The organism is Herbaspirillum sp. VT-16-41, from assembly GCF_001994935.1.
Lineage (GTDB): Bacteria > Pseudomonadota > Gammaproteobacteria > Burkholderiales > Burkholderiaceae_D > Herbaspirillum > Herbaspirillum frisingense.
The window spans coordinates 100,610-123,746 of the sequence record NZ_MUXB01000099.1 but is presented as its reverse complement, the minus strand read 5'-3'; the positions used below and the strand labels follow the sequence as shown (position 1 = coordinate 123,746).

The 23,137-nt window shown below is 63.0% G+C and carries 20 protein-coding genes and 2 pseudogenes; 12 read left to right on the top strand and 10 right to left on the bottom strand.

What is annotated here, in order from left to right:
• Positions 1-18: 18 nt before the first annotated feature.
• Positions 19-798 (bottom strand): crotonase/enoyl-CoA hydratase family protein, encoded by a 780-nt coding sequence (locus BTM36_RS09005; RefSeq protein WP_077236002.1) that lies wholly within the window; start codon positions 796-798, stop codon positions 19-21.
• A 304-nt stretch (positions 799-1,102) separates the two neighbouring features.
• Positions 1,103-2,278: an ABC transporter substrate-binding protein gene (locus tag BTM36_RS09000; protein ID WP_077236001.1), complete on the bottom strand. Its 1,176-nt coding sequence runs from the start codon at positions 2,276-2,278 to the stop codon at positions 1,103-1,105.
• A gap of 564 nt (positions 2,279-2,842) precedes the next feature.
• Here BTM36_RS09000 and BTM36_RS08995 point away from each other — a divergent pair.
• Positions 2,843-3,955, top strand: a complete 1,113-nt coding sequence (locus BTM36_RS08995; protein ID WP_077236000.1) for a porin — start codon at positions 2,843-2,845, stop codon at positions 3,953-3,955.
• Positions 3,956-4,095: 140 nt separating this feature from the next.
• Here the strand turns inward: BTM36_RS08995 and BTM36_RS08990 are convergent, their stop codons facing one another.
• The gene (locus tag BTM36_RS08990) at positions 4,096-5,034 is read right to left on the bottom strand and encodes an IclR family transcriptional regulator C-terminal domain-containing protein (RefSeq protein ID WP_077235999.1); all 939 of its coding nucleotides are present in this window, start codon (positions 5,032-5,034) and stop codon (positions 4,096-4,098) included.
• 351 nt (positions 5,035-5,385) lie between these two features.
• Here BTM36_RS08990 and BTM36_RS08985 point away from each other — a divergent pair, with 351 nt between their 5' ends.
• From BTM36_RS08985 to BTM36_RS08955, 7 genes are all read left to right on the top strand, one after another.
• Complete coding sequence (locus tag BTM36_RS08985; RefSeq protein WP_006461651.1) at positions 5,386-6,060, top strand: 3-oxoacid CoA-transferase subunit A; 675 nt, start codon at positions 5,386-5,388, stop codon at positions 6,058-6,060.
• Positions 6,057-6,698, top strand: coding sequence for a CoA transferase subunit B (locus BTM36_RS08980; RefSeq protein ID WP_006461652.1), 642 nt, complete (start codon positions 6,057-6,059; stop codon positions 6,696-6,698). Before BTM36_RS08985 ends, BTM36_RS08980 begins: the two co-directional genes overlap by 4 nt.
• A 38-nt stretch (positions 6,699-6,736) precedes the next feature.
• Positions 6,737-7,939, top strand: coding sequence for a 3-oxoadipyl-CoA thiolase (gene pcaF, locus BTM36_RS08975; RefSeq protein ID WP_077235998.1), 1,203 nt, complete (start codon positions 6,737-6,739; stop codon positions 7,937-7,939).
• Positions 7,940-8,205: 266 nt separating this feature from the next.
• Entirely contained in the window at positions 8,206-9,072 is an 867-nt protein-coding gene (locus BTM36_RS08970) for a branched-chain amino acid ABC transporter permease (RefSeq protein ID WP_077235997.1), read from the top strand.
• Positions 9,069-10,127: a branched-chain amino acid ABC transporter permease gene (locus tag BTM36_RS08965; RefSeq protein ID WP_077235996.1), complete on the top strand. Its 1,059-nt coding sequence runs from the start codon at positions 9,069-9,071 to the stop codon at positions 10,125-10,127. The genes BTM36_RS08970 and BTM36_RS08965 overlap by 4 nt, the downstream gene beginning before the upstream one ends.
• Complete coding sequence (locus tag BTM36_RS08960; protein WP_077235995.1) at positions 10,124-10,897, top strand: ABC transporter ATP-binding protein; 774 nt, start codon at positions 10,124-10,126, stop codon at positions 10,895-10,897. The genes BTM36_RS08965 and BTM36_RS08960 overlap by 4 nt, the downstream gene beginning before the upstream one ends.
• Entirely contained in the window at positions 10,890-11,591 is a 702-nt protein-coding gene (locus BTM36_RS08955; protein WP_077235994.1) for an ABC transporter ATP-binding protein, read from the top strand. Before BTM36_RS08960 ends, BTM36_RS08955 begins: the two co-directional genes overlap by 8 nt.
• A 16-nt stretch (positions 11,592-11,607) precedes the next feature.
• Here the strand turns inward: BTM36_RS08955 and BTM36_RS27725 are convergent, their stop codons facing one another.
• Positions 11,608-11,769, bottom strand: a complete 162-nt coding sequence (locus tag BTM36_RS27725; RefSeq protein WP_174616828.1) for a hypothetical protein — start codon at positions 11,767-11,769, stop codon at positions 11,608-11,610.
• A 298-nt stretch (positions 11,770-12,067) separates the two neighbouring features.
• A pseudogene (locus tag BTM36_RS08950) lies at positions 12,068-13,072 on the bottom strand (HD-GYP domain-containing protein); the annotation flags it as partial.
• Positions 13,073-13,241: 169 nt separating this feature from the next.
• Between BTM36_RS08950 and BTM36_RS08945 the strand changes: the two are divergent.
• A pseudogene (locus BTM36_RS08945) lies at positions 13,242-14,262 on the top strand (LysR family transcriptional regulator).
• Here BTM36_RS08945 and BTM36_RS08940 read toward each other — a convergent pair.
• Positions 14,163-14,672: a MarR family winged helix-turn-helix transcriptional regulator gene (locus BTM36_RS08940; RefSeq protein WP_077235993.1), complete on the bottom strand. Its 510-nt coding sequence runs from the start codon at positions 14,670-14,672 to the stop codon at positions 14,163-14,165. The pseudogene BTM36_RS08945 and the gene BTM36_RS08940 sit on opposite strands and share 100 nt — an antisense overlap.
• 343 nt (positions 14,673-15,015) lie before the next feature.
• Between BTM36_RS08940 and BTM36_RS08935 the strand changes: the two genes are divergently transcribed.
• From BTM36_RS08935 to BTM36_RS08925, 3 genes are read left to right on the top strand one after another with little or no spacing between them, the layout of a single operon-like run.
• Positions 15,016-16,065, top strand: a complete 1,050-nt coding sequence (locus BTM36_RS08935) for an aromatic ring-hydroxylating dioxygenase subunit alpha (RefSeq protein WP_077235992.1) — start codon at positions 15,016-15,018, stop codon at positions 16,063-16,065.
• 10 nt (positions 16,066-16,075) lie between these two features.
• The gene (locus tag BTM36_RS08930; protein ID WP_077235991.1) at positions 16,076-17,032 is read left to right on the top strand and encodes a PDR/VanB family oxidoreductase; all 957 of its coding nucleotides are present in this window, start codon (positions 16,076-16,078) and stop codon (positions 17,030-17,032) included.
• A gap of 22 nt (positions 17,033-17,054) precedes the next feature.
• On the top strand, positions 17,055-18,239 hold the full coding sequence (locus tag BTM36_RS08925) for an ABC transporter substrate-binding protein (protein WP_077235990.1): 1,185 nt from the start codon (positions 17,055-17,057) through the stop codon (positions 18,237-18,239).
• Between the two features lie 789 nt (positions 18,240-19,028).
• On the opposite strand, the gene BTM36_RS08920 is transcribed toward BTM36_RS08925, so the two are convergent.
• From BTM36_RS08920 to pcaH, 4 genes are all read right to left on the bottom strand, one after another.
• Complete coding sequence (locus BTM36_RS08920) at positions 19,029-20,291, bottom strand: alpha/beta fold hydrolase (protein WP_077235989.1); 1,263 nt, start codon at positions 20,289-20,291, stop codon at positions 19,029-19,031.
• A 46-nt stretch (positions 20,292-20,337) separates the two neighbouring features.
• Positions 20,338-21,714 carry a 3-carboxy-cis,cis-muconate cycloisomerase gene (gene pcaB / locus BTM36_RS08915; RefSeq protein WP_077235988.1) on the bottom strand — a complete coding sequence of 459 codons (1,377 nt, stop codon included), beginning with the start codon at positions 21,712-21,714 and terminating at the stop codon, positions 20,338-20,340.
• 110 nt (positions 21,715-21,824) lie between these two features.
• The gene (locus tag BTM36_RS08910) at positions 21,825-22,337 is read right to left on the bottom strand and encodes a hypothetical protein (RefSeq protein WP_006461668.1); all 513 of its coding nucleotides are present in this window, start codon (positions 22,335-22,337) and stop codon (positions 21,825-21,827) included.
• A 24-nt stretch (positions 22,338-22,361) separates the two neighbouring features.
• Entirely contained in the window at positions 22,362-23,054 is a 693-nt protein-coding gene (pcaH, locus tag BTM36_RS08905) for a protocatechuate 3,4-dioxygenase subunit beta (RefSeq protein ID WP_077235987.1), read from the bottom strand.
• Positions 23,055-23,137 lie beyond the last annotated feature (83 nt).

Genomic DNA, 23,137 nt, shown 5'->3' with positions numbered 1-23,137 from the left:
CCCCTGCGCCGGACGTACTCAGCCCGGCCTGACCTTGTTCTGCTTGTGATCGAGGAAGGCTGCCAGCCGTCCCTTTGTATCGGGATCGCTGCCGGCCACCGCCGCCATCAGGGATTCGGTCATCATTCCATCCTGGATCGACTGGTCGTGGATGCGCGGCAGCACATGCATGACGCCGTAGTTGGTCATCGGTGCGTTGCCGGCGATGCGTTCTGCCAACTCGCGCGCCTTGTCCAGTCCCGCACCAGCGGCCACGCTGTATTGCGAGATGCCGGCCTGGTGACCTTCTTCGGCGTTCAGCACCCGCCCGGTCAGCATCATGTCGGCCATGCGCGCCACGCCGATCAGGCGCGAGATGCGCACCGAACCGCCGCCGCCGACGAAGAGACCGCGTTGCCCTTCCGGCAGGCCGTAGAAGGCGCTCGGCTCGGCCACCCGGATGTGGGCAGCCGCTGCCAGTTCCAGACCACCGCCGATGACTGCGCCGTGCAGCACGGCGATCACCGGTACCCGGCCGAAGCCGATCTGTTCGAAGGCGGCATGCCACATGCGCGAGTGGTGCATGGATTCGCTGGTGTCGCGTGCGCGCAGTTCGGACAGGTCCAGTCCGGCGCAGAAGTGCTCGCCCTTGCCGTGGACGATGGCGACCTTCACGCCCTCCGGCAGGTTCTCGAAGCAATCGCGGATGGCGCGTACCAGCGGGTCGTTGAGGGCATTGCGTTTGGCGGCGCGGTTGAGTGCGATCTCGGCGATGGCGCCGTGAACTTGGATGTCGAGAAGGTCGCTGTGCTGGTTCATGCTGTCTCTGGTCATGCCCGTAGGTTTTTTGAAATTAGTTATAAGTTATAACGTTTATTTAGTATAAGTAAGATGGGCGCAAAAGCAAGCGCCATCAGTGTTGCGTGTTGTGCGTTATTCGTAAAAGCGGGCGGTAGCCGAACATATTTTTGTGCGTGTCACTGACACGTCGATGCTGCGTTGCGCTGCCCAGGCCGGCTCTTTTTCCAGGCGTGCAGCGCCAGCCCGCATGCCATGCACACACCCAAAGAAAAAACGCCGGTGTGCAGTGCATCACCGGCGTTTCCCGTGGGCATGGCAAGGACTACTTGCCGGTGTCCTTCATGTTCTCGAACTTGTCGAACTCGACGTTGTAGGCTTCGTTGCCGATCTTCTCCACCTTGCGCACATAGACCGTCTGCACGATGTCGCGGGTGGCCGGGTCGATGGCAATGGGTCCGCGCGGGCTCATGAACTTCATGGTCTTGAGGATGGCCATGGCCTTGTCGCCATCGATCTTGCCGTTGAGTTTCTTGCTGACCTCGTAGATCGCATTCATGCCGTCATAGGCTGCCACGGCCATGAAGTTGGGACGTCCCGCACCAGGATTGGCGGCGGCAAAGCTTTTCAGGAAAGCCTTGTTCTCCGGCGAATCATGGGCGGCCGAATAGTGGAAGGTGGTGATCACGCCCAGCGTGGCGTCGCCCATGGCGGGCATGACGTGATCGTCGGTCAGGTCACCGGTGGCAATCACCTTGATGCCAGCCTCGGCCAGGCCGCGCTCACGATACCCCTTCATGAACGCAATGCTCTGCTCACCGGCCGGCACGAAGATGAACACCGCCTCCGGCTTGGCATCCTTGATGCGCTGGATGTAGGGCGCGAACTCCGGATTGCGCAGTGGTACCCGGATCGATTCCAGCACCTGGCCACCGCCACCCAGCAGGTTGGTCTTGAAGGCGGTCTCGGCATCGATGCCCGGGCCGTAATCTGCCACCAGCGTGACTACCCGCTTGATGCCGTTCTTCAACGCCCAGGTCGCCATGGGGCCGGAGACCTGCGGCAGCGTCATCGAGAAGCGGGCGATGTAGTTGGACTTGGTGGTGATGATCGAGGTGGCGGCATTCATGATGATCATCGGTTTCTTGGCCTGCTCCGCAATCGGCGCCACGGCCAGCGCTTCCGGCGTGAGGCCGAAGCCGGCCAGGAAGTCCACCTTGTCGCGCACCACCAGCTCCTGCGCCAGGCGCTTGGCGATCTCCGGCGCCGGACCGGTGGTGTCCTTGATGATGATCTGTACCTTCTTGCCCGCGACCTGATCGCCATGCTGCGCCATCCATGCCTTGATGCCGCCCTCCATCTGCTTGCCGTAGTCGGCGAAGGGCCCGGAGAAGGCCGCGACCAGACCGACCTTGATGGTTTCCTCGGCCCGTGCGGACGCAACTGTCATGATCTGGGAAGTCGCCAGCAGAGCCAGCAACGCGATTTTCTTGAACGTCATTTTTCAGTCTCCTTTGTGATTGTGGTGAGGGGCGATGGGCAGGCGGTTCTGGTGCCGTCGTGATTGTCGCATCGCCGGTCCGACTGTTGCACTCGGACGACGCATCGATTTCCCTTCCTCGGCTCGCCTTGTTGACAAAGCTTCGGTGCCGACAATAGTATCGCACCATCCGTTCGGTAAACAAACCGATGTGCGGTAACCGAACGGCCAATAAAAGTTATAAAAAATAAGCAACGAGACGAATCTTTCTGCGACGCCCGCCTGGTGGTGTCGACCAACTCGTATTTGGTGAGGCGACACAAATCGTGTCCGCCAGTAAATATGCCGATGGCCTGGACCATGGGGCAGGGGCCTTTTTTGCGCCCGCGCCTGGCCAGCTTGTCGTAGAGGCATCGAAGAATTCGCAAGAGCAACACCCGCAATATCGGCAACACCGGAGGGACTGACGGTATTGGAAGTGACCCGGCCCGGCGAGCGGCGAATCGTCGGAGAGCGTGAGGAGGACAACGCTCTACGGCAGCAGACCGGCCAATCATCATTCATAGAAATCAGGAGGAGATGGCAATGACAAAGAAAATGACCTTGCGCGCAGTGGCCCTGGCCGCGGCAGCATGTGCTTGTGCAGGTACGGCTGGTTCGGCGCTGGCCCAGAGTTCGGTAACCATCTACGGTATCGTCGATACCGGCGTGGTCTACACCACCAATGCCAACGCCAATGGCAATTCGGTGTTCAAGATGCCGTCGCTGACCGGCAGCTTCCCCTCACGCATCGGCTTCAAGGGAACGGAAGACCTGGGCGGCGGCCTGCAGGCGATGTTCGTGCTGGAAAGCGGCTTCGCGCCTGACACGGGTTCGATGGGGCAGGGCAACCGCATCTTCGGGCGCCAATCCTACGTTGGCCTGAAAGGCGACTGGGGTCAGATCATGCTGGGACGCCAGGTCAACATGACCTATCTGTCGCAGTTGAAGACCGACGTCATGGGACCCAACATCTTCGCCATCGGTAGCATCGATTCCTATCTCCCCAATGCCCGTAGCGACAACGCCATCGGCTACCTCGGCAACTTCAGCGGCTTCACCGTCGGCGCGACCTACAGCTTCGGTCGCGACACGTCGGCCACCGGCGGACCGGCAGCGACCAACTGCCCCGGTGAAGTGGCCGGCAACAGCAAGGCCTGCCGCCAGGTCACGGGTCTGCTGGGATATGACGGCAAGGGCTGGGGCGTGACCAGTTCCTACGACATCCTGTATGGCAATACCGGTGCCAGCGGCGGTCTCACCAGCAGCAGCAACAGCGATCAGCGCATCACGCTCAATGGCTACTTCATGATCGGTGACGTCAAGCTGGGTGGCGGTGTGGTGGATCGCCGCACCCGCGCGGCTGCCAACGTCAATACCGATTCCGATCTCTACTACCTGGGCGTGAGCTATCCGCTGTCCGTGGCCCTGGTGCTGGATGCACAGGTGTCGCGCCTGTCGGTGAAGAACAGCCCCAACGATGTCACCCTGTCGGTGGCACGTCTGACCTACAACCTGTCCAAGCGCACTGCGCTGTATACCTCGCTGGGTTACATCAAGAATGGCGGCACTGCAGCGGTGGCCATCGATGCGGGTGGCACCGTGGGGGCGGGCAAGAACCAGCTGGGGGTGATGTCGGGCATCCGTCACACCTTCTGAGTGAGGTCGCTGGAACGCTCTTGAGGAGGATGGCGCGCCCGCAGGCAGAGAGGGCGCGCCGACATCCGCGGCACGACAAAGACAGGGTCTGTTTTTGTCTTCGGTCCGGCTCCCCGCAAGAGGGGCCGGGCCGGTTTTTTTCAGGGCAGCAGGACCGACAGTTCCTGCGCACCGCGCAGCAGCACCGGCAGGATCTCTTCTTCCATCTGCTGGCGCGATACACGTGCGGCCTGGGCGCCCACGTTCAGGGCCGCCAGCACGTTGCCGGAGGCGCCTCGCACCGGAACCGCAATGGAACGCAGACCCACTTCCAGCTCTTCATCGATGACCGCGTAGCCGTTTTCGCGCACGCCGGCCAGGATGTCACGCAGGCGTTTTTGCGAGACCACCGTTTTCTCGGTGAGGGCGCGCAGCTTGACCTTGTCGAAATAGGCCTTCAACTGGTCGTCCGGCAGGTGCGCCAGCATGGCACGACCGAGCGAGGTGCAGTAGGCCGGCAGCCGGCTGCCGGTATTGAGTGCTACCGACATCACGCGCGAGGTGGCCGAGCGGGCCACGTAGAGCACTTCGTTGTCGTCCAGCACGGCCAGCGAGCAGGATTCGCCGAGGGTACGGCTGATGTTGTTCAGGTAGGGCTGTGCAGAAACGGTCAGCGGCGTGGACGACAGATAGGAATAGCCCAGCGTCAATATCTTGGGGCGCAGCGAGAAATTGTTGACGTCCGAATCGGCATAGCCCAGTTGCTTCAAGGTGTGCAGGCAGCGTCGCACTGCCGCACGCGGGATCCCGGTCTTCTGGCTGATCTGGGCGATGGTCAGGCTGCGGCGCGAATCGCTGAAGGCGCGGATCACCGCCAGGCCACGCGCCAGGGAGGTCATGAAGCTGGGGTCGGTGAGGGCGTCGATTTCCTCGGCGATGGTCAGCTCGCGTTCCACCTCGGTCGCGGCAGTGGGGGCGACAGCGACTTCCTTGCTCTTGGCCCGGCTGCTCCTGCCGGCCTTGGCATCTGCGGTGGAGGCAGCTGTGGCGCTGCTTTTGGCAGCAGTCTTGCGGGGCTTGGCGGCGGGTGCGGTGGACATGGACTCGGATGGGCTCTCTGGGCGGATGGTTCAGGACGGCTCGGGTTTTGGACGGCGCCGATTGCGTCCGGATTTTAACGTTTTGTGCGGCAAGCGAACACATCCTGCCGGTTTTTCTTGACGGCCGTCAAGCCGGATCGCTAAACTCTTTTTGTGCGAAAATCAAACATTAGTTCGGTGATCGAACATTGAGGCGCCAAAAACGTCAGCCTGACGGGGCCCCTGAAATGTCCGCCAACACCGACCGAGACGAGCCCGTGCAACACGCCCGCCCGGCTGCAACGTGGCAAACCAGATGGCGGGATATCCAGCAGGCGCAGCCCCAGGCGCCGCATCTAAAGTGAGAGCAACGTGATCAATAAAATTTCTGACTCCCTGGAGCAGGCGGTGGCCGACATCCATGATGGCGCCACCATCATGATCGGCGGCTTCGGCAATGCCGGCATGCCATCGGCCCTGATCGATGCACTGATCGCCCAGGGCGCGCGCGACCTGACCATCGTCAACAACAATGCCGGCAACGGTGACACCGGCCTGGCGGCGCTGCTCAAGACCAAGCGGGTGAAGAAGATCATCTGTTCCTTCCCGCGCCAGACCGATTCCCATGTCTTCGATGCACTCTACCGTGCCGGCGAGATCGAACTGGAACTGACCCCACAAGGCAACCTGGCCGAGCGCATCCGCGCCGCCGGTGCCGGCATTGGCGGTTTCTTCAGCCCCACCGGCTACGGCACCATGCTGGCAGAAGGCAAGGAGACCCGCGAGATCAACGGCCGCCACTATGTGCTGGAGTCGCCGATCCACGCCGACTTCGCGCTCATCAAGGCGCTGCGTGGCGACCGCTGGGGCAACCTGGTGTATCGCAAGACCGCCCGCAACTTCGGTCCGATCATGGCCATGGCCGCCAAATGCACCATCGCCCAGGTCAGCGAGGTGGTAGAACTGGGTCAGCTTGATCCGGAAAACATCATCACCCCCGGCATCTTCGTGCAGCGGATCGTGCAAACCAAGGAGGCACAGCAATGAATCGCTTTACCCGTGAACAGATCGCCGCGCGCGTGGCCCAGGACATTCCCGAAGGCGCCTACGTGAACCTGGGTATCGGCCTGCCCACCAAGGTCGCCAACTACCTGCCGGCCGACAAGGAAATCTTCCTGCACAGCGAAAACGGCGTGCTCGGCATGGGCCCGGCCCCGGCGCCCGGCGAGGAAGACGAAGACCTCATCAATGCCGGCAAGCAGCCAGTGACGCTGTTGACCGGCGGTGCCTATTTCCACCATGCCGATTCGTTTGCCATGATGCGTGGCGGCCACCTCGACATCTGCGTGCTGGGTGCCTTCCAGGTGTCGGCCACGGGTGACCTGGCCAACTGGCATACCGGCGCGCCGGACGCCATCCCTGCCGTGGGCGGAGCGATGGACCTGGCCATCGGCGCCAAGCAGGTGTTCGTGATGATGGATCACCAGACCAAGACCGGCGAAAGCAAGCTGGTTCAGGCATGCGCCTATCCGCTCACCGGCATCGGCTGCGTCAACCGCATCTACACCGACCTGGCCGTCATCGACGTCACCCCGCAGGGACTGCAGGTGCGCGAGATCGTCGAGGGCCTGTCCTTCGAACAACTGCAGGAGCTGACCGGTGCACCGCTGCGCCCGGCTGCCTGAGTCCGTTCGAATCAACCAATTTTCGCTGCGAGGAATGCATGAAAGACGTATTTATCTGTGACGCCATCCGTACCCCCATCGGTCGCTACGGCGGCGCGCTCAAGGACGTGCGTGCCGACGATCTGGGCGCGGTACCGCTGCGCGCGCTGATGGAGCGCAATCCGCAGGTGGACTGGAGCGCGGTCGATGACGTCATCTTCGGCTGCGCCAACCAGGCCGGCGAAGACAACCGCAACGTCGCCCGCATGTCGCTGCTGCTGGCCGGTCTGCCGCAGGAAGTGCCGGGCAGCACCATCAACCGCCTGTGCGGTTCGGGCATGGACGCCCTGGGGACCGCCGCGCGCGCCATCAAGTCCGGCGAGACCGGGTTGATGATCGCCGGCGGCGTCGAGTCGATGACTCGCGCTCCCTTCGTGATGGGCAAGGCCGATAGCGCCTTCTCGCGCCAGGCCTCGATCCAGGACACCACCATCGGATGGCGCTTCGTCAATGCCTTGATGAAGCAGAAATATGGTGTGGATGCCATGCCCGAGACGGCCGAGAACGTCGCCGTCGACTACAAGATCAGCCGCGAGGACCAGGACCAGTTCGCCGTGCGCAGCCAGGCCAAGGCTGCCGCCGCGCAGGCCAATGGCAACCTGGCGCAGGAGATCGTACCGGTGGTGATCCCGCAGAAGAAGGGTGACCCCATCACCGTCACGCAGGATGAGCATCCGCGTGCTACCAGCATGGAAGCGCTGGCCCGCCTGAAGGGCGTGGTCAAGCCCGATGGTACGGTCACCGCCGGCAATGCCTCGGGTGTCAACGATGGCGCCTGCGCCTTGCTGCTGGCCAGTGCCGAGGCGGCCGAGCAACACCGGCTCAAGCCACGTGCCCGCATCCTGGGTATGGCCACGGCCGGCGTCGCACCGCGCATCATGGGCATGGGCCCGGCCCCGGCCAGCAAGAAGCTGCTGGCGCAACTCGGCATGCGCATCGAACAGATGGATGTGATCGAACTGAACGAAGCCTTTGCCTCGCAAGGTCTGGCCGTGCTGCGCGAACTGGGCGTGGCTGACGACGATGCGCGGGTCAACCCCAATGGCGGCGCGATTGCGCTGGGTCATCCGCTGGGCATGAGTGGCGCCCGCCTGGTGACCACCGCCCTCTACCAGCTGGAACGCACCGGTGGCCGCTACGCGCTGTGCACCATGTGCATCGGCGTGGGGCAGGGCATCGCCATGGTGATCGAACGCGTGTGATGACAGCGGGATGGCGCGGCGATGCACCTGGCTGCACCATCCCCATCGCTCGATCAACCATGAAGATGGTTGATGCGATCCTGAAAATTGATCAGGCAGGCATAGAGGAAAAAGCAGCACAATAGAAAAAAGCACCATCCCATCACCAAGCGGCCACCAACACAGAGCCGCAGGCCAGAATAGGAGACACATCGCATCATGCATCGACACCATGATTGCGCGCCGCGTGCGGCCGCACCCACGCACCGTCATCGGGGAGCTGCGCCATGCTAGGCAACTTCCTCGGTGTGCTCTTCGACGGCATCGCCTACGGCAGCCTGCTATTCCTGATCAGCGTCGGCCTGTCGGTGACGATGGGCATGATGAACTTCATCAACCTGGCGCACGGCGCCTTTGCCATGCTGGGCGGCTACGTCTGCGTCAGCCTGCTCAATCGCATGGGTGTCCCCTTCCTCGCGACCCTGCCGCTGGCCTTCCTGGCGGCTGCCGTTGTCGGACTGGTGCTGGAACGTTCCCTGTATCGCCGTCTCTACAAGGCCAGCCACCTGGATCAGGTGCTGTTCTCCATCGGCCTGACCTTCATGGCCGTGGCCGGCGCCACCTGGCAGTGGGGGCCGACCCAGCAACCGGTGGTGCTGCCGGACTGGTTGCGGGGCCAGGTCTCCCTGCTGGGACTGGATGTGGGCGCCTATCGCGTCTTCCTGATTGGCGTGGTGGTGATTGTCACGCTGGCCCTAGGCCTGCTGATCGAACGCACGCGCTTCGGCGCACAGATCCGGGCCTCGGTGGATAACCAGGTGGCCGCCGCCGGACTGGGCATCAACGTCAGCCGCGTGTTCAGCCTGACCTTCGCGCTTGGTTCTGGCCTGGCCGGTCTCGGCGGCGGTCTGGGCATCGACGTGCTGGGGCTGGACCCGACCTTCCCGGTCAAGTACATGGTCTATTTCCTGCTGGTGGTGGCCGTGGGTGGTGCCGGTACCATCAAAGGGCCGCTGCTGGCGGCCATCATCTTGGGCGTGTTCGACGTGGCCGGTAAATACTATGTGCCGGAGATCGGTGCCTTCGTCATCTATGGTCTGATGGTGGTGCTGCTGATCCTATTCCCGGCCGGACTGATGCGGAGGCGCGGATGAGCATCGTGAATTCCGCCTCGACTTCTACCTCGACCACCTCCACCTCCACCACCTCCGCCGTCAGTCCGGGAAAGCCGACCATGAAGCCTGCCCTGCACCTGCCCAATGACCGCTGGACGCCGCTGGAGATCTTGTTCTGGCTCTTGCCGGTAGCCGCCTATTTCGTCTTCCCCGATTACCTGGTGCTGATCAGCCAGATCATGATCGTGGGCCTGTTCGCAATCTCGCTGGACCTGATCCTGGGCTATGCCGGCATCGTTTCGCTGGGTCATGCGGCCTTCTTCGGGCTGGGCGCCTACACGGCAGGTCTGCTGGCCGTGCATGGGTGGGGCGAGCCGATCACCGGCCTGCTGCTGGCAGCAGTGGTAGCCGCCATCGCTGGTTTCCTGGTGAGCTTCCTGGTGGTGCGCGGTGCCGACCTGACCCGCCTGATGGTGACGCTGGGCATCGGCCTGATGCTGTTCGAAGCTGCCAACAAGGCGGCCTTCATCACCGGCGGTGTCGATGGGCTCTCGGGCATGGTGATGAGCAAGATCTTCGGTGTCTTCGAGTTTGACCTCAACGGGCGCGTGGCCTATGTGTACAGCTTCGCGGTGCTGCTGGTCCTGTTCGTGGTGCTGCGGCGGCTGGTCAATTCACCGTTCGGCCTCGGCCTTAGAGGCATCCGCGAAGGTGGTCGCCGCATGCCCGCCATCGGCGCCGACGTCAGCCGCCGGCTGGTGGTGATCTTCACCGTCGCCGCTGCGGTGGCTGGCGTAGCCGGTGCCTTGCTGGCGCAGACCACGCAGTTCGTGGGCCTGGACGTGCTGGGTTTTCCGCGCTCGGCCGAGTTGCTGATCATCCTGGTGCTGGGCGGTACCGGTCGCCTGTATGGCGGCCTGGTCGGTGCGCTGGTCTACATGCTGGCGCAGGATTATCTGTCCGGGCTCAATCCGGCCTACTGGCAATTCTGGATCGGCCTGCTGCTGATCGTGATCGTGCTGTTTGCCCGTGGGGGTTTGCTGGGAGGCTTGGCCGTGCTGCGTGACAAACTCTTCAAGGGAGGCCGCGCATGAGCCCGCATCCATCCATCGGTGACACCACGCTGCGCACCGAAGGCCTGACCAAGCGCTGGGGCAGTTTCGTTGCCAACAGCGATGTCTCGCTCAGTTTCGCTCCCGGGGCGCGCCATGCCCTGATCGGCCCCAACGGCGCCGGCAAGACCACTTTCATCAACCTTCTTAGCGGCGGCTTTGCCCCCAGCAGCGGCAAGGTCTGGTTCGGCGGCGAAGACATCACGGCCCTGCCGCAGCATGAACGCGTCAAGCGCGGCATGACCCGAACCTTCCAGATCAATACCCTCTTCGCCGGCCTGACCGTGCTGGAGTCGGTGGTACTGGCGATCCAGGAACGGCGCGGCATGCAATACAAGTGGTACCAGACCGTAGCCAGCCAGACCGAGGTGGTGGAGGAAGCCATGTCCCTGCTGACTTCCCTCAAGCTGGAACAGGACGCCAACACCCTGACCCGCAGTCTGGCCTACGGCAGGCAGCGGCTGGTCGAGATTGCGCTGGCCCTAGCCACCCGGCCCAAGGTATTGCTGCTGGATGAGCCGGCGGCAGGCATCCCCTCGGCCGAGAGTCGTGAACTCTTCGAAGTCATCGCGCAATTGCCGCGCGAGGTCACCATCGTCTTCATCGAGCATGACATGGGACTGGTGTTCCGCTTCGCCGAGCGCATCACCGTGCTGGTGGGCGGCAAGGTGCTGGTGGAGGGAACGCCGGCCGAGATCGCCGCCGACCAGCGGGTCAGGGAAGTCTATCTGGGGGAGGCCGAACATGCGTGAACTGCTGACGCTGGAGAAAGTGACCGCCGGGTATGGTGAATCCATCGTACTGGAAGACGTGTCCTTCGCGATGAACGAAGGCGAGAGCCTGGCCCTGCTGGGCCGCAACGGCGTGGGCAAGACCAGCCTGCTGATCACCCTGATGGGCTTGACCCGCATGCATGGCGGCAGCATCCGCTGGCGCGGTGGCGACATCGTGCGCGTGCCGACGCACAGGCGCGCCCATGCGGGCCTGGGGTGGGTGCCGCAGGAACGTTTCATGTTCCCCTCGCTGTCGGTGGAAGAGCATCTCACCGTGGTCGAACGCGGCGGCCAGTGGGACCTGAGAAAGATCTACCAGATATTCCCGCGCCTGCATGAACGCCGCAACAACATGGGCAACCAGCTCTCCGGTGGCGAGCAGCAGATGCTGGCCATCGCCCGCGCTCTCATGGTCAGCCCCAGCATCCTGTTGCTGGATGAACCGATGGAAGGCCTGGCCCCGATCATCGTGCAGGAACTGCTCAAGGTGATCCGTCGCCTGGTCAGCGAGGAGGGCATGTCGGTGATTGTGGTGGAGCAGCACGCCCGCATGGCACTCTCGCTCACGCAGCGTGCCATCGTGCTGGATCGTGGGCGTATCGTGCATGCCTCCGACAGCCAGAGCCTGCTCGACGATGGCGAGAAACTGGACCGCCTGGTGGCAGTGGCCTGAACTGAGTCCGCGGATATCAGCTGGCAGGGTTCGCATCCTGGCCGCGTTGCACGATGCCGTCCGTCCGTGGCCAGGCCATCAGGTCGAGCACGCCGTTGCTGCCGATGTCGTGTTCGTCCCGGGCATGCAAGACCTGCACGACCGGGCGAGTCAGGTCGGCAGGGTTCTGGCGGATCACCCGCCCCGCCAGTCCCGACTCAAGTCGGACTAGGGCCTGTTCACATTTAATCTACGAGTGCGAGAGGTCGCCAAGCGTTGACTGCCTAGGCGCAGCGACGCGCCGTAGTGGTGCTACGGCAAGGAGCTGCAACAACGGCAGGCGACGCTTGGCGGCCTCTCCCGGAGGGTTGGCGCCAGAAGGCGCGCTGGCGGCGTTGCACGTCAGGGCTGGTGGCACCACCACCAACCCTGACGCGCGCCTTGCCACCACGCCTTCTGGCGCCAACGCATCTCGCAGATTAAATGTGAACAGGCCCTAACGAACCTACCGGATAGATGCCCAGGGTCTTGACGAAAGCCAGCAGCAGGCGGCGATCGAAATGCCCTTCCCAGCTGGCCATCTGGTAGAGCGCATCGGCCGGGTCCCAACCCTGTTTGTAGGGACGCTCCGAGGTCAGCGCGTCATAGACGTCGCAGATCGCCGTCATCCGGGTGTACTGGGTGATTGCGTCGGCTGCCAGGGCATCGGGATAGCCGCCCCCGTCCAGCCTTTCATGGTGATGCAGGCAGACCTCGCAGGCATAGGCGGGCATGTCCGGGTTCTGGATCAGGTATTGGTACCCCAGTTCCGGATGCCGCTTGATCAGGGCGAATTCCTCGTCGCTGAGCCTGCCGGGCTTGTTGAGGATGTCGTCGTCGATGAAGGCCTTGCCCACATCATGCAGATAACCGCACAGCCCTGCCTCGCGACAGGCCGACTCGCTCAATCCCAGCGTCCTGCCCAGGGCCACCATCAGCGCGCATACCGCTACCGAGTGCAGGTAGGTATATTCGTCATTGAGCTTGAGGCGCAGTACGCTCAGCAAGCCGGTCGGATCGCGCAGCACCGAGCAGGCGATCTCTTCCACCAGGTCCACGCATTGCGGTAGTGCCACCACCTTGCCCATGCGGGCCGCGGTGAACATGCTGCGGGTGAGCTCCCGTGCATGTTCGCGCAGGGCGATGGCCTGTTCCTGGGCCGGGTCATCGGCCGTCCTGGCTACGATGGCCCCGACAGCAAGGGCGGCATCTTCATCAGTGTCGTCCCGGGTGTCCCCTGGCGGCACCGAGATTCGATCATCTTCGACTACCGCCGTCACATCCCGACCACGCGAAATATCGATCCAGCAATAGGCGATGCCGCTGGCGCGTGCCTGTTCCAGGTCGTTCTCGTGCTTGAGCAGGAAGCGGGTCTTCCAGAACGGATGATTGAGCCAGCCGGCGTCGAAGCCGCAAAAGTACATCCCGAGGACCAGCTCCGCGACATTGATCTTCTTGAGCATGTTGTGGACGGGGTATGTCCGTGCGGAAACTATCGTCGCGTAATCATACCGTTCTGACTTTATTTGAGAATCCATTAATTACGAATAACGTTTATTCGACATTGGAATTGGTAACTATTTTCAGGCGCTGTATGTTCGGCATCTTTCATGTGGGAAATGGGAGGGGAGAATGGCCAATTTCGATCTGAATCTATTGCCGATCGCCTTGGCAATCTTCGAGGAGCGCAGTGTCAGCGCGGCCGCAAGGAAGCTCGATATGAGCCAGCCTGCGGTGAGCATGGCGCTCAACAAACTGCGCAACGCACTGGGTGATCCGCTATTCGTGAAGACCGGGCGCGGCATGCAGCCGACACCGCGCGCCTGCACCCTGATCGACCCCACCCGCGAAATCCTGCAGCGGGTCCATGCCGAAGTGCTGGCCAGCGAACAATTCACGCCAGCCACGACCACCAGGCGTTTCGTGCTGGCGCTGTCGGATATCGGTGAGCTGATGTTGCTGCCGAGGTTGCTGCAGCGCGTTCGCGACGAGGCTCCGCATGCGTCCGTGGAGACGGTGACGATGCCGCCCGATGAATTGGTCGTGGCGCTGGAAAGCGGTGAGGTGGACCTGGCCATCGGCTATTTTCCCGACTTGAGGAACCGTAACTTCTTCCAGCAACGGCTGTTCTCACATGATTTCGTCTGCCTGCTGCGCGCCGAACATCCGCTGCTGGCGCAGGAGATCAGTCTGGATCAGTTCCTTGCCATGGGGCATATCGTCATCAATGCCGAAGGCCGTGACGAACCCATGTGCGAGCGTTTCCTGCTACGACGCAAGATCAGGCGTCGGGTAGTCCTGTCGACTTCCCATTTCATGTCCATTCCGCTGTTGATCGCCACCTCTGACCTGATCGCTACTGTCCCGCGTGCCTTCGGCGAGTTCGTGGCACGCTTTGCCAGCATCCGGCTGGTGGAGCCTGGTTTCGAGATGCCATCCCTGGACCTCAAGCAGCACTGGCATCGCAAGTATCACAAGGATGGCGGCAATGCCTGGCTGCGCAGCCTGACGACGGCCCTGTTTCCGACGGGTATGTAGCAAGAGGGACCGGCCTCAGTCCTCGTCGCAGCTTTCGTTGCGCAACCTGGCCAGCGGGGCGCGGCTATGCGGGTTGTTTTCGTGCACCAGCTTGTCCAGCAGCAGCATGAATTGAGCCTTTTCGGCGTCATCCAGCGGTGCCAGGATGCGCTTGCGCAGCCGCTGCAATCCGGGAATCAGTTCCTGCAACAGGGCCTCGCCGGCCGGCGTGATGCGCAGGGCGCGCTGGCGGCGGTTGTGCGGAATCACTTCGCGCACCAGCAGACCTTTTTCTTCCAGCCGCGCACAAACGGTGGCACCGGTGGACGTGTCGATGGCCACCAGCCCGGACAGCGTCACCTGATCGATGCCGGGGTGGTTGGAGAGCATGCGCAGGATGGCGTATTGCACCGGCGTGACCACGCCGCCGGTCTCGTCATGGAAGATCGAGACCGAAATCTGCTGGGCGCGCCGCAACAGGTGACCGGGATGTTCGTACAGGTCGATCAGCTGGCTTTCTTGGTCGGGGTGCGGTGTGGTGGACATGGTGTGGTCAGTCGATGAGCCGTGGCTCGCAGTTCGGATCGGCAGGGCGACGAGGTGAGCGGCAGTGTAGGGCAGGCCCGCGCTTTCCCTCAATCAATTGATGCAACGCGCAACGAAAAAACTCCGCCAGCGAGTTTACTTGCGCAGCGGATTGGCGGATACTTTTCTCATACATTCAGTGTACTGAATATTAAAACAAAAAAGCAGGAGACCCGACAGGATCTGGATCAACAGAATCAACAGACCTGCGGATCAACAAACAAGCAAGAGACCCAAGACTGATCATGGCGCCGGCCGTCCGTGCTGCGCGCCGATTGAGGAATTCACCCGAGAGGAGACCGTCATGTTCCCCAAGAATGCCTGGTACGTTGCCTGTACCCCCGACGAAATTGCCAGCAAGCCGCTGGGCCGCCAGATCTGCGGTGAGAAGATCGTGTTCTATCGTGGCGCCGAAGGCCAGGTCGCGGCGGTGGAGGATTTCTGCCCGCATCGCGGTGCGCCGCTGTCACTGGGTTTCGTGCGCGACGGCCAGCTGGTGTGTGGCTATCACGGTCTGGAGATGGGATGCGATGGCAAGCCCGTCAGCATGCCTGGCCAGCGGGTGCGCGGCTTCCCGTGCATCCGCAGTTTTGCGGTGGTGGAACGCTATGGCTTCATCTGGGTCTGGCCGGGCGAGAAGGAGCTGGCCGACCCGGCCCTGATCCATCATCTCGAATGGGCAGACAACCCGGAGTGGGCCTACGGTGGCGGTCTCTATCACATCAACTGCGATTACCGGCTGATGATCGACAACCTGATGGACCTCACGCACGAGACCTATGTGCATGCCTCCAGCATCGGCCAGAAGGAAATCGACGAGGCTCCCGTGAACACCCGCGTCGAAGGTGAGCAGGTCATCACCAGTCGCTACATGGAAAACATCATGGCGCCGCCGTTCTGGCGCATGGCCTTGCGCGGCAATGGCCTGGCCGATGATGTCCCGGTGGATCGCTGGCAGGTCTGTCGCTTCACCCCACCCAGCCACGTCATGATCGAAGTCGGCGTGGCCCATGCCGGCCATGGCGGCTACGAGGCGCCGGCGCAGCACAAGGCATCCAGCATTGTGGTCGACTTCATCACGCCCGAGACCGAGACCTCGCACTGGTACTTCTGGGGCATGGCACGTCATTTCCGTCCCGAGGATCAGGAGCTGACGGCCACCATTCGTGACGGCCAGGGCAAGATCTTCGGCGAGGACCGTGAAATGCTGGAACTTCAGCAGGCCAACCTGCTGAAGTATCCCGAGCGGCGCCTGCTGGCACTGAACATCGATGCCGGCGGCGTGCAGTCGCGCAAGATCCTCGACAAGTGGCTGGCCCGCGACGCCGAGGCCGGCAAGGCCGCAGCGGCATAAGGGGGGCAGCATGACGACATTGCAGGTCAAGGTCGCCGCACGTCGCGAAGAGGCCGAGGGCATCATCGGCCTGGAGCTGGTGGCCGTCGATGGTGGGCCGTTGCCGGAGTTTGCAGCCGGGGCGCATATCGATGTGCATCTGCCGGGCGGCTTGCTGCGTCAGTACTCGTTGTGCAATGCGCCCCATGAACGGCATCGCTACCAGATCGGGGTCCTGCGCGATCCGCAGTCGCGTGGCGGCTCGCTGGCCGTGCATGATGCGCTGAAGGTGGGCGACCTCATCACCATCAGCGCGCCGCGCAACCAGTTCGCATTGCAGCCGGCGCCGCACAGCCTGCTGCTGGCCGGCGGCATCGGGGTCACCCCCATCCTCTGCATGGCAGAGGCATTGGCCACCGCCGGGGATTCGTTCGAGCTGCACTACTGTGCGCGCTCGCCAATGCGCCAGGCATTTCGCGAGCGCATTGCCGCTTCGACCTTCGCCGAACGTGTCGTGCATCACTACGACGATGGCGATGCCGATCAGAAACTCGATCTCGACGCCTTGCTGTCCAGGACCGATCCCGCTACCCGTCTCTATGTCTGCGGCCCCACCGGCTTCATTGCACACGTGCTGGAGACGGCCCGCAGGCGTGGCTGGCCGGAGTCACAGTTGCACTTCGAGTATTTCGGTGCAGCACCGGTGCAGGCCGATGGCAACGCCGCCTTCGACGTGAAGCTGGCCAGCAGCGGCCAGGTCTATGCCATCCCGCCCGGGCGCACGGTGATCCAGGTGCTGTCCGAGCATGGCGTGGATGTGCCGGTGTCGTGTGAGCAGGGCATCTGTGGCACTTGCCTCACCCGCGTGCTGGAGGGTGAGCCCGATCATCGCGATCAGTACCTGACCGATGAGGAGCGCGCCGCCAATGATCAGTTCACCCCTTGTTGTTCCCGCGCAAAGAGCGCATTGCTGGTGCTGGATCTTTGAATAACTAAAGAGAGGAGACACGATGAGCGAAATGATCGATGCAAGGCGTCGCCAATTGATGCTGGCTGGCGCAGCACTGACCGCGACTGGCCTGCCCCTGCTGGCACGCGCCGCCGACCCGCTGAAGGTCGGCCTGATCGTGCCGATGTCGGGGCCGTTTGCCTCGACGGGCCGGCAGATCGAGGCGGCGGTGAAGCTGTACCAGCAGAAGAACGGCGACAGCGTGGCCGGGCGCAAGGTGGACATCCTGCTCAAGGATGATGGTGGTGTTTCACCTGACGTCACGAAGCGACTGGCGCAGGAGCTGGTGGCGCGTGACAAGGCACAAGTCCTGATGGGCTTCGGCCTGACGCCGCTGGCGCTGGCGGCAGCTCCCATCGCGACCCAGGCCAAGGTGCCGATGATCGTGACGGCTGCGGCTACCTCCATCATCGTGCAGCGTTCGCCCTATATCGTGCGTACTGGTTTCACGCTGGCGCAGGTGACGTCGCCGCTGGCGTCATGGGCAGCGAAGAATGGGATCAAGAGCGTGGTGACCTTCGTGTCGGATTATGGGCCGGGGCTGGATGCGGAGAAGGTGTTCGTGAAGACCTTCGGCGAGGCAGGCGGCAAGGTGGTAGAGAGTGTGCGGGTGCCGTTGCGCAATCCTGACTATGCGCCCTTCCTGCAGCGGGTGAAGGATGCGCGGCCGGAGGCGTTGTTCGTCTTCGTGCCCTCGGGTGAGGGGGCGGCGGTGCTCAAGCAGTTCACCGAGCGTGGGCTGGGCGCGGCGGGGATACGGCTGATCTGTACCGGAGATGTGCTGGATGATGATCTGATGGCCGGGATTGGTGCGGCGGCCAAGGATGTGGTGAGCAGTCATCATTATTCGGCGGCGCATGCTTCTGCGGCCAACAAGGAGTATGTGGAGGGGATCGCGCAGGCCAATAAGGGGATGCGGGCCAACTTCCATTCTGTGGGGGCTTATGACGGTATGCATCTTCTGTATGAATCGCTGAAGAAGACGGGGGGGGATGCCGATGGTGAGAAGTTGCTGGCGGCGATGAAGGGGATGAGCTGGGAGAGTGTGCGGGGGTCGGTGAGCATTGATGCGGGGACGCGGGATATTGTGCAGACCGTGTATATGCGCAAGGCTGAGGCTAGGGGGAATGAGTTTTACAACGTTGAATTCGATAAGGTGGAGAAGGTGCGGGATCCTGGGGTTTGAGTAGTTTGAGCGGTTTGATTCATTGGTGGTTGGGTTTGGTTTGGTTGGGTTGGGTAGTCTGCACGGAAGTTCTTCCTGCGCCCTGGCTTAATTTCTATCTTTCTCCGGGCGGAGGGGAGCGCCGGGGGCGGCCCGGCAGCCGCTCACTTTTCTTGCTTCGCCAAGAAAAGTAAGCAAAAGAAGGCGACCCCTGAGAGCCAGCCCTCCTGCGGAGGGGCCCCACCGCAGCAGAGCAAAAAGTGGGAAAAATAGAGTCGCTTCGCTCCCACTATTTTTCTTGTCCACTTTTCGCTCCGCTGCGGTGGCTGGCTCTAAGGGGAATAGCCATACGGGCTCGCCTTCGGCCTCGCCATGGGCCGACTCGCCTTCGGCTTTGTCGGAGGGGGGTGATGTGATGTCGGTGAATCTGAAGTTGGAATGGCTGGTCCAAGGAGTTTGTTGGATCGAAGAGAGCCGAAGCGCCAGCGAGCCCACCGCGAAGCCGAAGGCGAGCCGGATCGGCTGTCCGCTTCTGACCCGCCGCGTTGGCACCCACGAGAACGGATCAGAAAAATAGTGGGAGCGAAGCGACTCTATTTTTCCCGTTCTCGTGGGTGCCAACGTGGGGACCCTCCGAAGGAGGGCGGGGCAGTAGCGGTCGCCTTCTTTTGCTTACTTTTCTTGGCGAAGCAAGAAAAGTGAGCGGCTGCCGGGCCGCCCCCGGCGCTCCGTTCCGTCCGGAGAAAGATAGACATTAAGCCAGGGCGCAGGAAAGATTTCCGTGCAGACTACTCAAGTCCAGCAAAAAATTCACAACCCTTCAATAAACCCGGCAACCAGCCCATCAAACACCACAGGCTCCTCCACCGCACTGATATGAGAAGCCCCGGCAATCACCTCCAGCCGGGCAGCAGCAATCGCATCCACCAGGACCTGTGCCATGGCCACAGGCGTCCCCTGATCCAGCTCCCCGGCAATTACCAGCGTAGGCACCTTGATGGCACCAAGCCGTGCAGTGGTATCCACCGTCCCGACTGCATGACAGCATCCGACATAGCCCACTGCATCGGTCGTGACCAGCCGATGACGATAGCGCGCCACCGTCGCCCCGTGCGCCGCCCGGAAGCCCTCATGGAAATAGCGCCCCATCACGGCATCGGCAATCGCCTCGATTCCGTCCGCCCGCACGGTAGCAATACGCTGCTGCCAGGCCGCCTGTGCCGCCTCCGGGTAGGCCGAGGTGGTATTGGCCAGCACCAGCGCCCGAACCAGCCCCGGATGCCGCAACGCCAGCTCCTGCCCCACCATGCCACCCATGGACAGACCCACCCATACCACCGGCCCGGTATCGAGCTCACGCAGCAGGCGCGCCGCATCGTCGGCCAGGTCGGCCATGCTGTAGAGGCCATCCAGCTTCTCCGAACTGCCATGCCCGCGATGGTCATAGGCAATCACGCGGCAATCCTCCGACAGCCTGTTGGCCAGCCCATCCCACATCATCAGGTCGGCACCCAGCGCATGTGACAGCACCACCGTATGGCGAGCTGCCTTGCCGTTGCGGGGCTCGCGCAAGGTGTAATGCAGCGCCGGGGAAGAGGAGGTCCGACCTGCGCGGCCGATGCCGGGATGCACGCTGTTGGCAGGCGCCTGCGGTGCAACCACATAGCCGATCTGCTCACCCACTTCACGCAGGATTTTCTGCGCGTGGGTGAAGGCGGTATTGCCCGCCGGGACGCCCGCATAGACTGCTGCCTGGATCATGACTTCCTTCATTTCGTCCGGCGTGAGCCGGGTCGCGGGATCGGCGGTAAGGCCGGCGCGGACGTGCAGTTCGAATTCTTCCCAGCGGCCCAGGGCGATGGTGATGGCCAGCACGATGATGCGGCGGGTCTTGTGGTCCAGACCGGGGCGGCCCCAGATTTCGTTCCAGGCGAAGCGGGTGATGAGATTCTGGAAGTCGGCATTGAAGTTGGTGGCATTGGCCACCGACCGGTCCACCCACTGATCGCCCAGCACACTGCGGCGGTTGCGCATGCCGCGCTCGAAGTCATGGTCCAGCGGATCGTAGCTCATGGTGTTCTCTCTCTGTCTTGGTGTGTTCTTGTTGCGGACGCTGCACTCAGGCGGGTGGCTTGCCTTGGGCAGCCTGCATTCTTTCAAGCTGCTGTTCGGCCAGGCGGCGTGCCGGGCGGGTCGCGATGACGGGGTCGAACAGGGCGCGCAGATGCGCGCTGTCCAAACTCTTGTGCAGCGATTCGTCAGACTCCACCGCCGCGACCAGCAGGTCCACCAGCTGCCCGCCCTCGGCCACGGTCTTGCGCGTCAGTTGTTCCAGCAGGGCATGTGCTCGCGGGCGGCCGATCACGGTGGCCAGTGCGATGGAGGCCGACTCGGCAAATACCAGGCCCTGCAGGGCATCGATGTTGCGCAGCATGCGCTCCTGGTCGATCTGCAGACCGGCGAAGGCTTCATTGAGCGCACGCAGGGCACCATGCACACCGAGGAACAGGGCCGGCCACTCGGCCAGTTCGGCTTGCCAGTTGCCCAGGCCACGTTCTTGCTGCTGTCCCATGGCGGCCAACAGTGCAGCGGCTTGCTGTGGGGCGCGGGCGGCCGCCGCCAGCGCGATCATGGAGGAGACCGGGTTGCGCTTGTGCGGCATGGCCGAGGAACCGCCACGGCCGTTGCCGGAGGGTTCGGCCAGTTCGGCGATCTCGCCTTGCGCCATCAGCGACAGGTCGGTGGCGATCTTGCCCAGGCTGCCGGCCAGTACGGCCATCTCGGTACCCAGCCTGATCCATTGGTCGCGCTGGGTATGCCACGCGGCTTCGGGCGTGGCCAGTTCCAGTGCCGCCGCCATGCGGGCGGCGACCGCCGCTCCTTTGTCACCCAGTACCGCAAGCGTGCCGACTGCACCGCCCAGTTGCAGTTGCAGGGCATGACTGGACAAGGTCTGCAACTGCGCCCGCGAGCGCTGTAGCGGCGCGGTCCAGCCACAGAATTTGAAGCCCAGGCTGGTGACCTGGGCCGGCTGCATCAGGGTGCGCGCCAGTACCGGTGTTTCCAGATGGCTGCGTGCCAGTTCCAGCAGTCGTTGCGTCAGGGTCGCCAGTTCGGCGTCGATCAGGTCGAGTGCGTTACGCGTGACCAGCACCATGGCCGTGTCCAGTACATCCTGGCTGGTGCTGCCCCAATGCACATGGGTCGCGGCTTCTTCACTGTAGAGCGCAACCGTGCGCTGCAATTCCTTGACCAGGGGGATGGCCAGTGCGCCGGCACGGCGGCCGGCCACGATCAGTGCCGGAATGTCGTACAGCGGCGCCCGGCAGACGCTGGCGATGGCGCGGGCAGCAGTCTCGGGAATCACGCCTTCGGCGGCTTCGGCCTCGGCCAGCGCCTGTTCGAAGCGCAGCATGGCTTGCACCACGGCCTGGTCGTCGAAGACGGCGATCATCTCGGACGTGGTGAGGAAGCTGTCGAATATGGAAACGCTCATGAAATCTCCAGGTTGATCCGCCGCCATGGTGCCGTAACGCAAACGGGATCCGGCAGGCCTGGGCCTGCGGATCCCCTGTTGCTGGCGCCGTGGGTGGCGGTCAGTTCAGATCAGATGTAGTCGAAGAATACCGTCTCGTGCTCGCCCTGCATGTGGATATTCCACAGGTAGCTGCCATCGGCCTGCTTGCGGGCGATGAGGGTGTCGCGGCGGTTCGGTGGTACCTGTTCCAGCAGTGCCGATTGTGCCAGGGCCGGGTCGTCTTCCAGGAACACCGCGCTGAACTGGTGCTTGACCAGGCCACGAGCGAACACGGTGACATAGGCCACCGGCTTGCCGGCCGCTGCCTGCGGTTGCGAGATGGAGAAGGCGAAGCCGCCATCTTCGGCAGTCGGTACGCGACGATAGCCGGGGATGGCATGGGCGCTCTCGGCCGGAGCGCTGCCGGGCAGCCAGGCCTCGGCCCAGGCGTCGTTGATGGGTTGGCCGTCGCCGTCGAAGATGGCACCGCGAATCTTGATCTGTGCGGCGCTGCTGTCCACGCGGGCGGTCAGTTCCACGGCCCAGGCCCAGGCTTCGTGAGGGAAGGGGCCGATGGTTTGGGAGGTGGTGATATTGCTCATGTCTGCTCCTGCTCAGTCTGTGTGTCAGATACCCATGGGCGTGCCGTTGCGGCCGCGCAGGACGATGTCGAATTCGTAGCCGAGCATCTTGTCGTCCACCGTCTCTTCCAGCGAAAAGCGCGAGATCAGGCGCTGCCGGGCGGCCTTGTCGGGGATGCTCTGGAAGATCGGGTCATAGTCGAACAGCGGGTCATTGGGGAAGTACATCTGCGTGACCAGGCGCTGCGCATAGACGTTGCCGAACAGCGAGAAGTGGATGTGCGCCGGACGCCAGGCCTTGTGGTGGTTGCCCCAGGGATAGGGGCCGGGCTTGATGCTGACGAAGCGATAGCGACCGTCGTCGTCGGTGAGCATCTTGCCAAAGTCGGTGAAATTGGGGTCCAGCGGCGCATCGTGCTGGTCCTTCTTGTGGAAGTAGCGGCCGGCGGCATTGCATTGCCAGACTTCCAGCAGGGAATTGCGTACCGGCTTGCCGTCTTCGTCCAGCACGCGGCCGGTGACGACGATCTTCTCGCCCAGAGGTTCGCCCTTGCCCTGCTTGGTCAGGTCCATATCGTGCGGCAGGATCAGCTTGGGCGAGGCAAACAGGTTGGTGCCGGTGGCGGTCTCGTCGCGCACGCGCAGGGGCGCCTGGGTGGGACCGCGCTTGGCGGTGGATTTGTAGGGGGGGTAGATCAGTTCCGGATAGACACCGGGTTCGATGGCATCGAATTGCATGAGGTCTCCTCAGATCGTTAGGGGCGGCTACGCCTGCACACATTGCCGTGCTAGCTGGAATGTGCGATTTGCGCGCCGTGCTT

Coding starts and splice junctions, on each gene's coding strand:
- BTM36_RS09005 (WP_077236002.1), bottom strand. CDS start 798: ATGAACCAGCACAGCGACCTTCTCGACATCCAAGTTCACGGCGCCATC.
- BTM36_RS09000 (WP_077236001.1), bottom strand. CDS start 2,278: ATGACGTTCAAGAAAATCGCGTTGCTGGCTCTGCTGGCGACTTCCCAG.
- BTM36_RS08995 (WP_077236000.1), top strand. CDS start 2,843: ATGACAAAGAAAATGACCTTGCGCGCAGTGGCCCTGGCCGCGGCAGCA.
- BTM36_RS08990 (WP_077235999.1), bottom strand. CDS start 5,034: ATGTCCACCGCACCCGCCGCCAAGCCCCGCAAGACTGCTGCCAAAAGC.
- BTM36_RS08980 (WP_006461652.1), top strand. CDS start 6,057: ATGAATCGCTTTACCCGTGAACAGATCGCCGCGCGCGTGGCCCAGGAC.
- pcaF (WP_077235998.1), top strand. CDS start 6,737: ATGAAAGACGTATTTATCTGTGACGCCATCCGTACCCCCATCGGTCGC.
- BTM36_RS08970 (WP_077235997.1), top strand. CDS start 8,206: ATGCTAGGCAACTTCCTCGGTGTGCTCTTCGACGGCATCGCCTACGGC.
- BTM36_RS08965 (WP_077235996.1), top strand. CDS start 9,069: ATGAGCATCGTGAATTCCGCCTCGACTTCTACCTCGACCACCTCCACC.
- BTM36_RS08960 (WP_077235995.1), top strand. CDS start 10,124: ATGAGCCCGCATCCATCCATCGGTGACACCACGCTGCGCACCGAAGGC.
- BTM36_RS08955 (WP_077235994.1), top strand. CDS start 10,890: ATGCGTGAACTGCTGACGCTGGAGAAAGTGACCGCCGGGTATGGTGAA.
- BTM36_RS08940 (WP_077235993.1), bottom strand. CDS start 14,672: ATGTCCACCACACCGCACCCCGACCAAGAAAGCCAGCTGATCGACCTG.
- BTM36_RS08935 (WP_077235992.1), top strand. CDS start 15,016: ATGTTCCCCAAGAATGCCTGGTACGTTGCCTGTACCCCCGACGAAATT.
- BTM36_RS08930 (WP_077235991.1), top strand. CDS start 16,076: ATGACGACATTGCAGGTCAAGGTCGCCGCACGTCGCGAAGAGGCCGAG.
- BTM36_RS08925 (WP_077235990.1), top strand. CDS start 17,055: ATGAGCGAAATGATCGATGCAAGGCGTCGCCAATTGATGCTGGCTGGC.
- BTM36_RS08920 (WP_077235989.1), bottom strand. CDS start 20,291: ATGAGCTACGATCCGCTGGACCATGACTTCGAGCGCGGCATGCGCAAC.
- pcaB (WP_077235988.1), bottom strand. CDS start 21,714: ATGAGCGTTTCCATATTCGACAGCTTCCTCACCACGTCCGAGATGATC.
- BTM36_RS08910 (WP_006461668.1), bottom strand. CDS start 22,337: ATGAGCAATATCACCACCTCCCAAACCATCGGCCCCTTCCCTCACGAA.
- pcaH (WP_077235987.1), bottom strand. CDS start 23,054: ATGCAATTCGATGCCATCGAACCCGGTGTCTATCCGGAACTGATCTAC.